We start from the raw sequence: 7,034 nt of genomic DNA on the forward strand, positions 1-7,034 counted from the left end.
TCCTTCTCAGACACCGAGCGTGGCTCCGCCGTCCACGGTCAGATCGTGCAGCGTGATGTGTCCCGCCCGATCGGACAGCAAAAACCGCACGGACTCGGCGACGTCGTCCGGGTGGGCCAGCTTGCCCAGCGGGATGCCCAGCCGGTACTCGGACGGGTTGCCGTTGAGGGTGTGGGTGCGGCCGTTCTCGTCGTGCCACATCGAACGCAGCATCGGGGTGTCCGTGGATCCGGGAGCGACCACGTTGCAGCGGATGCCGTGTTCGGCCACCTCCAGACCGAGTGACTTGGTGAACATCGTGGCCGCTGCTTTCGAGGCGGAATAGGCCGCCATCCGCGCCCTGGGGGTGCCGGCCGCGTTGGAGGCCACCGTGACGATCGCCCCACGTTGCCGCGGCACCATCCGGTCCACCACGGCTCGGGACACGTGGAACACCCCGGTGGCGTTGACCGCGAGGGTGTGGGCCCACTCCTCGGCGCTCGTCGTGCGGGTCTCGCCGAGCCGCAGCACCCCCGCGGCGTTGACCAGGTGTTCCACCGGACCCATCCGGGTCTCGACCTCCTCGACCACGGCGGAGACCCGCGCGCTGTCGGTGACGTCGAGGGGGAAGGCCTCGACGGGCAGCCCCTTTCCGGCGAGTTCGGCCACGGTCTCCCGCAGCTGGTCCGGATCGTGGTCGGCGGCGGCCACCCTCGTGTCGTCCTCGGCCAGTTTGCGGGCCACGGCGGCGCCGATGCCCCCCGCGGCTCCGGTGACCAGCGCGATCGTCTCGGTCATGTCGTCTCCTCACCGTGCTCGCCCGACTGCGGTCCCAACACGACCAGCGGTTTGCCCGGCGGGGAGGAACGGGTCTCGCTGGTGGTGTTGCCCTCGGTCCAGGCACCGAGCACCTGGGTGGCCTGGGAGGGAGTCAGCCGGGGGTCGCAGAAGCTCGTGTAGGGGTTGCCGACCTGCTCGTCACACTGCTGGTCCTCCACGCATTCGACGACCTCCTCCGGAGTGGTCTCCAGGTGGATCCCACCGGGAAAGCCGCCCGCCGCGCGCACGACCTGTCGGAACTCCCGGATCTCCTCCCGCAGCGCCGCCAGGTGCCTGGTCTTGTACCCGTGCGCGGTGGTGACGGTGTTGCCGTGCATGGGGTCGGTCATCCAGACCACGGGATGGCCCGCCGCGCGTACCGCCTGCACCAACGCCGGAAGACGTTCGGCCACCACTCCCACACCCATCCGCACGATCAGCGTCAACCGTCCGGGGTCGCGTTCGGGGTCCAGCCGCTCGCACAGCGTCAGCAGTTCGGAGGTGGTGATGTTCGGGCCGATCTTGACGGCCACCGGGTTGACCACGTTGGCCAGCAGCGAGACGTGGGCACCGTCGGTTTGGCGGGTACGTTCCCCGATCCACGGCCAGTGGGTCGAGGCCAGCACCAGGTCACCGTCGACGGTGCGCCGCAGCATCGGAACCTCGTAGTCCAACAGCAGCGCCTCGTGACTGGTCCACACCGGAGTCTCCGGACCCGTGGACCGGTTCCGGCGGCCCCAACCGAGGTGCTCCATGATGTCGCTGGCGGCCATGTATCCGGTCACCAGACGCAACGGGTCCGGGCGGCGTTCCTCGGCCGAGGGCTCGGGGCTGTTGACCATGTGCCCCCGGAAGGAGGGAAGTTCGACGTCGCCGACCCATTCGGTGGGGCGCGACCGGGGTTTGCTGAACTGCCCGGCCACACGACCGGCCCGGACCACGGGACGGTGTCCGCCGAGCTTCATCGTTCCCGCGAGCAGGTCGAGGACGGCGGCCTTGCGGGAGACCTGTGCCGAGGTGCACTCGTCGGGGTTCTCGGCGCAGTCACCGGCCTGCACCACCTCGGCCTCTCCGAGGGCGACCCGGGCCAGCTGCGAACGCAGCACACCGACGTCCTTGTCGGAGACCAGCCCGGGCCGGGCCGTCAGCGCGTCCCGTACGCGCTGGACCTGTGCCGAATCACCCCAGTCGGGTTGTTGTTTCGCGTTTTCCAGTGGGATGTGCAGTAAGGAGCTTTCCATGTCGTCTCCACGGGCGGAAAAGGAGGGTGTCACCACGGGCGCACCCTCCGCGGCAGCGGTGTTTCTTCGGAGGACGAGGAGGCGACGGACACTGTGTTTCGCCGCCTCCCACGCGGCGTTCCCCTTTCCGCGGAAACGGGGAACAGTTCCCACGGTGTGATTCACGCGATCCCCCGATCAAGAAGCACCACCCCAGTCAGTCAATTCTCGGATAATGTGTCACGTACCGTTTTTTCGTCTCGCGGAAACCCTTTCTCGGCGGGAAAACAAAGACACCGGAAAAGCACGGGAAGTAAAATCGTGTCAGCTCAGCGCCCCGCCGAGATTGCGGTCGGCGGACTGCTCCGGAGCGCGGGGGACCGTGTCCAGCTCGATGCCGAACCATTCGCGGTAGGCCCGCCTCGTCGTGTCCTCGTCCGGCAGTTCCTCGGTGTGGCGTTCACCGTGCACCACTCTGGTCAGACGGTTTCCCTTCAGGGTCACCCGCCCCTGTTCGGTGGGCATCGAGCAGACCAGGTCCCGCAGAAAAGGGGACTCCGGAGCGGTGCGGAACCACCACAACGTGGGGCGGAAGTCGTCGAGCTCGCAGGGGCGTTCGTAGAGACGGCACTCGGGTTTGCCGTTCAGCAACACGTCGGTGCCGCCGTCGGGGGCGGGAACCAGACGGTACTCGCCGTGCGGATCCTGCTGGGGCTCGGTGGTGTCCATCCGCAGCGGACGACGGCTGTTGCGTCCGAGGCCGACGTCGACCAGCCACGGGCGGTCGAGATCCACCCGCAGGGCCAGATGTCCCAGCGGAGGCCCCATCCGGTCGGGGAAGTGGACTCTGCCGGAGATGATGGTGACCTCGAAGCCGAGCGAGCGCAGCAGGAAACCGAGCGCGGGATTGGTCTCGTAACAGCCCCCTCCGCGGCGGTCGTCCACGATCTTTCCGACGATGCTCTCGTCCAGGGGGATCGGAACTCCGAGGTGATAGTCGAGGTTTTCGAAGGGGACGGACAGGACGTGCCGTTCCTGCAGATGGCTGAGCGCCTCGATGTCGAGGTTCTCCGGCCGGTCCGCTCCGATACGTTTCAGATAACGAGTGATCGTGGTCTCGTCCAACACGACATGCTCCTTCGATTCCGTCGCTCACATCCACTCCTTCCGGCGGATACTTGACATATTTCCGCCGGGGATGTGTGGGCGAGTGAGACGCTATACTGCCCGATCGAGCGACACAATACGTTTCCCGCGGACACGGAACACACTTTTCCGAAAACGAGGACGGCGCGATCTGACAGACTGTTTCGGTGCTTTTTTGACGCCGTTGTCGTGACACTGCGATGTTTTGTTCATGTTGCAACGCTTACTCGGTTCCACCGGTCCGAGCGTGTCGGCGCTCGGGCTCGGTCTCATGGGAATGTCGGACTTCTACGGCCCCTCGGACCCCGAGGAGGGGCGCCGCACGGTACACGCCGCGCTCGACGCGGGAGTGACCCTGCTGGACACCGGTGACTTCTACGGAAGCGGACACAACGAACTGCTGCTTCGTGACGTGCTGCGTGAACGCGACCGCGACGCGGTCGAGATCAGTGTCAAGTTCGGAGTGCTGCGCGACCCGGACGGCGAGATCCTCGGGGTCGACGGACGTCCCGAGGCGGTGAAGAACTCTCTGGCCCAGTCGCTGCGCAGACTCGACACCGACCACGTCGACGTCTATCGACTCGCTCGACTGGATCCTCAGGTGCCCATCGAGGACACCGTCGGTGCCATCTCCGAGATGGTGCAGGCCGGCTATGTCCGCCACATCGGCCTGTCCGAGGTCGGAGCCCACACCCTGCGCCGGGCCAGCGCGGTGCACCCGATCGTCGACCTACAGATCGAGTACTCACTGCTGTCCCGAGGTATCGAGTCGGAGATCCTGCCGACCGCCCGGGAACTGGGCATCGGCATCACCGCCTACGGGGTGCTGGGCAGGGGCCTGCTGTCCGGACACTGGAGTCGGGACCGCGCCACCAGCGAGAACGACGCCCGCACCCACATTCCCCGCTTCAGCGGGGACAACCTCGAACACAACCTGGCACTGACCGACCGGCTGCGACGCATCGCCGAACGCAGGCAGGGAACCGTCTCCCAGGTCGCCATCGCCTGGGCACTGTCCCGCGGCTCCGACATCGTTCCCGTCATCGGGGCACGCACCCGCGACAGGCTCGCCGAGGCACTGGGCACCCTCGACCTGGAACTGACCGAGGGCGATCTCGACGAGATCGAAAAGGCCATCCCCGCCGACGCTGTGGCCGGCACACGTTTCGACGAAGCCGGCATGGCCATGCTGGACAGCGAGAAGACCCCGTCCGCCGGGTGACACGACAGACCCCAGCGGCGGAAGGACGAGCGGAGCTCGACATGCCCGAAAAGCACCACAGTTCCGAATGGGAATCGGAGGACCTCGACGTCGAGTCCTATCTCCGGCGCATCGGTGACACCGGCCGCCCGGATGGGGACCCGGCGACGTTGGGCAGACTGCACCGTGCCCATGCGATGTCGATCCCCTTCGAGAACCTCGACATCGTGCTGCAACGCCCGGTTCCGCTGGACATGGACAGCATGCAGCGCAAGATCCTGGCACAACCCCGCGGAGGGTGTTGCTACGAACACAACCTCCTGTTCGCCGCGTTACTGGAACGGCTGGGACACCGGGTCCTGCGGGTGTTCGCACGGCCGCTGCTGGGAGCAGCCAAACCACTGCCCAACACCCATCTGATGCTGCTGGTTCCCACCACGGAACGGACCTTCCTGGTGGACGTGGGGTTCGGTGACGACGGCCCGTCCGAGCCCATCCCCCTGACCGACGGCGTTCGTTCCGAGCAGGACGGATGGGTGTACCAACTGGATCGATCCCCCGACGGCGTCACCTGGGTGCTGTCCCTGTTGACAGAGTCGGGCCCGTTGCAGCTGTACCGGTTCGGCACCGATCCCCAGCACCAGATCGACTGCGTGGCGGCCAACCACTTCATCTCCACCCATCCACGCTCGCCCTTCACCGGACGGGTTTTCCTGGAACGCAAACACGGTTCTCGCCGGTTCACGCTCAACAACCGGGAGTTGAGCACCAAAGATCCCGGAAAGAAGGCGGACGTCGTCGTCCTCGACGACGGCGACGTCGCCGAGGTGATACGGGACACCTTCGGCATCGGCCTAAGCGACAGCGAAGCGGAGCACGTTCGGGCCAGCCTTCCCCGTCCCGCACAACACGCCACGACCTGAGGAAAACGTCGAGTATCAGGTGCATTCTCATGACCACTAAAGGAACCTCCGCCACCGCGGACACGGCGGTGGAAACGCGACAGCACGTGGGGCTGAAAGGCTGGCTCACCGTGTTGTCGGTGACCGTGGGAATCTTCTCGATGGTCACCGCCGAACAACTACCGGTCGGACTGCTCACCGCGGTGAGCGGCTCCCTGCACGTCACCGAGGGCACCGCCGGACTGATGGTGACCCTGCCCGGTCTGGTGGCCGCGATATCCGCCCCGGTCATCCCCGTGGCGGTCGGCAGACTGGACCGACGGATCCTGCTGATCGCGCTGATGATCATCATGGGCGGCTCCAGTCTGCTGTCCACCCTGGCCCCCAACTTCGCCGTCATGCTGCTGGGTCGGGTGCTGGTCGGCATCACCATCGGCGGCTTCTGGGCCGTGGCGGGCAGTCTCGCGGTGCGCCTGGTCCCGGAGAAGTACGTTCCCCGGGCCACCGCGCTGATCTTCGGGGGCGTGGCCGCGGCCAACGTCTTCGGCGTGCCGCTGGGCACGCTCATCGGCGAACTCGCCGGTTGGCGCACCGCGTTCGCGGCCCTGGGAACGCTGGCCCTGATCGTGCTGGTCGGGCTGGTCTCACTGCTGCCGAAACTGCCCGCCAGCGAACCGGTACGGCTGAGCAAACTGGCCGAACAGTTCCGTAACCACGCGGTCACGGCCGGAGTGATCGCCACCTTCCTGCTGGTGACCGGCCACTTCGCCGCCTACACCTTCGTCAGCCCCGTGCTGCAGTCCCTCTCCGGGGTCAGCGTGGGACTGATCAGCTCCCTGCTGCTGGGATACGGCCTGGCGGGCATCGTCACCAACTTCGTGGCCGGTTCCAGCTCGGGCCGCAACGTGCGCGGCACCGTGCTGACCATCAGCCTCGCGCTGGCCGCGGTACTGGCGTTGTTCCCCCTGCTCGGCGGCACCGTCGCCAGCGGGATCGTACTGCTGATCATGTGGGGACTGGCCTTCGGCGGCGTCTCGGTCAGCCTGCAGACCTGGATGATCAAGGCGGCACCGCACGAGACCGAGGCCGCCTCGGCGCTGTGGGTGTCCATGTTCAACCTGTCCATTTCGCTCGGCGCCCTGTTCGGCGGCGTGGTGGTCGACACCACCTCGCTGTCCAACGTGCTCTGGCTCGGCGCCGTCCTCGTGCTGCTCACCACGCTGACCGTGTGGAGCACCCGCAACTCGGGGATGGACCAACCGGCACAGGCGCACTGACCCCGACCGCAGCGGGGTCCGAACCACGGTGGGAGGACGTCATGACGAGTTCATTATCCGAGCCGGTGGCCTCCACGTCACCGGTCGTCCGCACGAACGCGGGAGCGATACGCGGCACGGCCGACCAGCAGGCCCTGGCCTTCCTCGGCGTGCCCTACACCGCACCCCCCGTGGGGCCGTTGCGGTTCGCCGCACCGTGTCCCCACCCACCGTGGAACGGAGTGCGTGAAGCCACCGGGCTGTCGTCGGCCTTCCTGCAACCCCCCGACGACAGCCCGGTCAGCGCCGAGGACGCGTTGTACGCCAACGTGTGGACGCCGGGGTTGGGGGGGCGGCGTCCGGTGTTCGTCTACATCCACGGCGGCGGGTGGCAGGTGCACTCCTCGGTCAAACCCACTTACAACGGTGCTCGGTTGGCGGTGCGGGGTCAGATGGTGGTGGTGACGTTCAACTACCGGCTGGGCCCTTTCGGGTTCGGTCTGCACGAGCA

At 67.0% G+C, this 7,034-nt stretch carries 7 protein-coding genes; 4 read left to right on the top strand and 3 right to left on the bottom strand.

Going from position 1 to position 7,034, the window contains the following annotated elements; all coding sequences use genetic code 11:
- Positions 1-6: 6 nt before the first annotated feature.
- The 3 genes from ACTMO_RS0109205 to ACTMO_RS0109215 all read right to left on the bottom strand — a co-directional run bounded on the left by ACTMO_RS0109205 (position 7) and on the right by ACTMO_RS0109215 (position 3,146).
- On the bottom strand, positions 7-777 hold the full coding sequence (locus ACTMO_RS0109205; protein ID WP_019854395.1) for a 2,3-dihydro-2,3-dihydroxybenzoate dehydrogenase: 771 nt from the start codon (positions 775-777) through the stop codon (positions 7-9).
- On the bottom strand, positions 774-2,039 hold the full coding sequence (locus tag ACTMO_RS0109210; protein WP_019854396.1) for a 3-deoxy-7-phosphoheptulonate synthase: 1,266 nt from the start codon (positions 2,037-2,039) through the stop codon (positions 774-776). Before ACTMO_RS0109210 ends, ACTMO_RS0109205 begins: the two co-directional genes overlap by 4 nt.
- A 303-nt stretch (positions 2,040-2,342) precedes the next feature.
- Positions 2,343-3,146: an arylamine N-acetyltransferase family protein gene (locus ACTMO_RS0109215; RefSeq protein WP_019854397.1), complete on the bottom strand. Its 804-nt coding sequence runs from the start codon at positions 3,144-3,146 to the stop codon at positions 2,343-2,345.
- 229 nt (positions 3,147-3,375) lie between these two features.
- Here ACTMO_RS0109215 and ACTMO_RS0109220 point away from each other — a divergent pair, with 229 nt between their 5' ends.
- From ACTMO_RS0109220 to ACTMO_RS20840, 4 genes are all read left to right on the top strand, one after another.
- Positions 3,376-4,386 carry an aldo/keto reductase gene (locus tag ACTMO_RS0109220; protein ID WP_019854398.1) on the top strand — a complete coding sequence of 337 codons (1,011 nt, stop codon included), beginning with the start codon at positions 3,376-3,378 and terminating at the stop codon, positions 4,384-4,386.
- Positions 4,387-4,427: 41 nt separating this feature from the next.
- The gene (locus ACTMO_RS20835; protein WP_019854399.1) at positions 4,428-5,288 is read left to right on the top strand and encodes an arylamine N-acetyltransferase family protein; all 861 of its coding nucleotides are present in this window, start codon (positions 4,428-4,430) and stop codon (positions 5,286-5,288) included.
- A gap of 29 nt (positions 5,289-5,317) precedes the next feature.
- Positions 5,318-6,544, top strand: a complete 1,227-nt coding sequence (locus ACTMO_RS0109230; RefSeq protein WP_019854400.1) for an MFS transporter — start codon at positions 5,318-5,320, stop codon at positions 6,542-6,544.
- A 41-nt stretch (positions 6,545-6,585) separates the two neighbouring features.
- A partial coding sequence (locus ACTMO_RS20840; RefSeq protein WP_157063016.1) for a carboxylesterase family protein occupies positions 6,586-7,034 on the top strand: 449 nt, incomplete at its 3' end.

Origin of the sequence: Actinopolyspora mortivallis DSM 44261 (assembly GCF_000384035.1) — a bacterium.
GTDB classification, from domain to species: Bacteria; Actinomycetota; Actinomycetes; order Mycobacteriales; family Pseudonocardiaceae; genus Actinopolyspora; species Actinopolyspora mortivallis.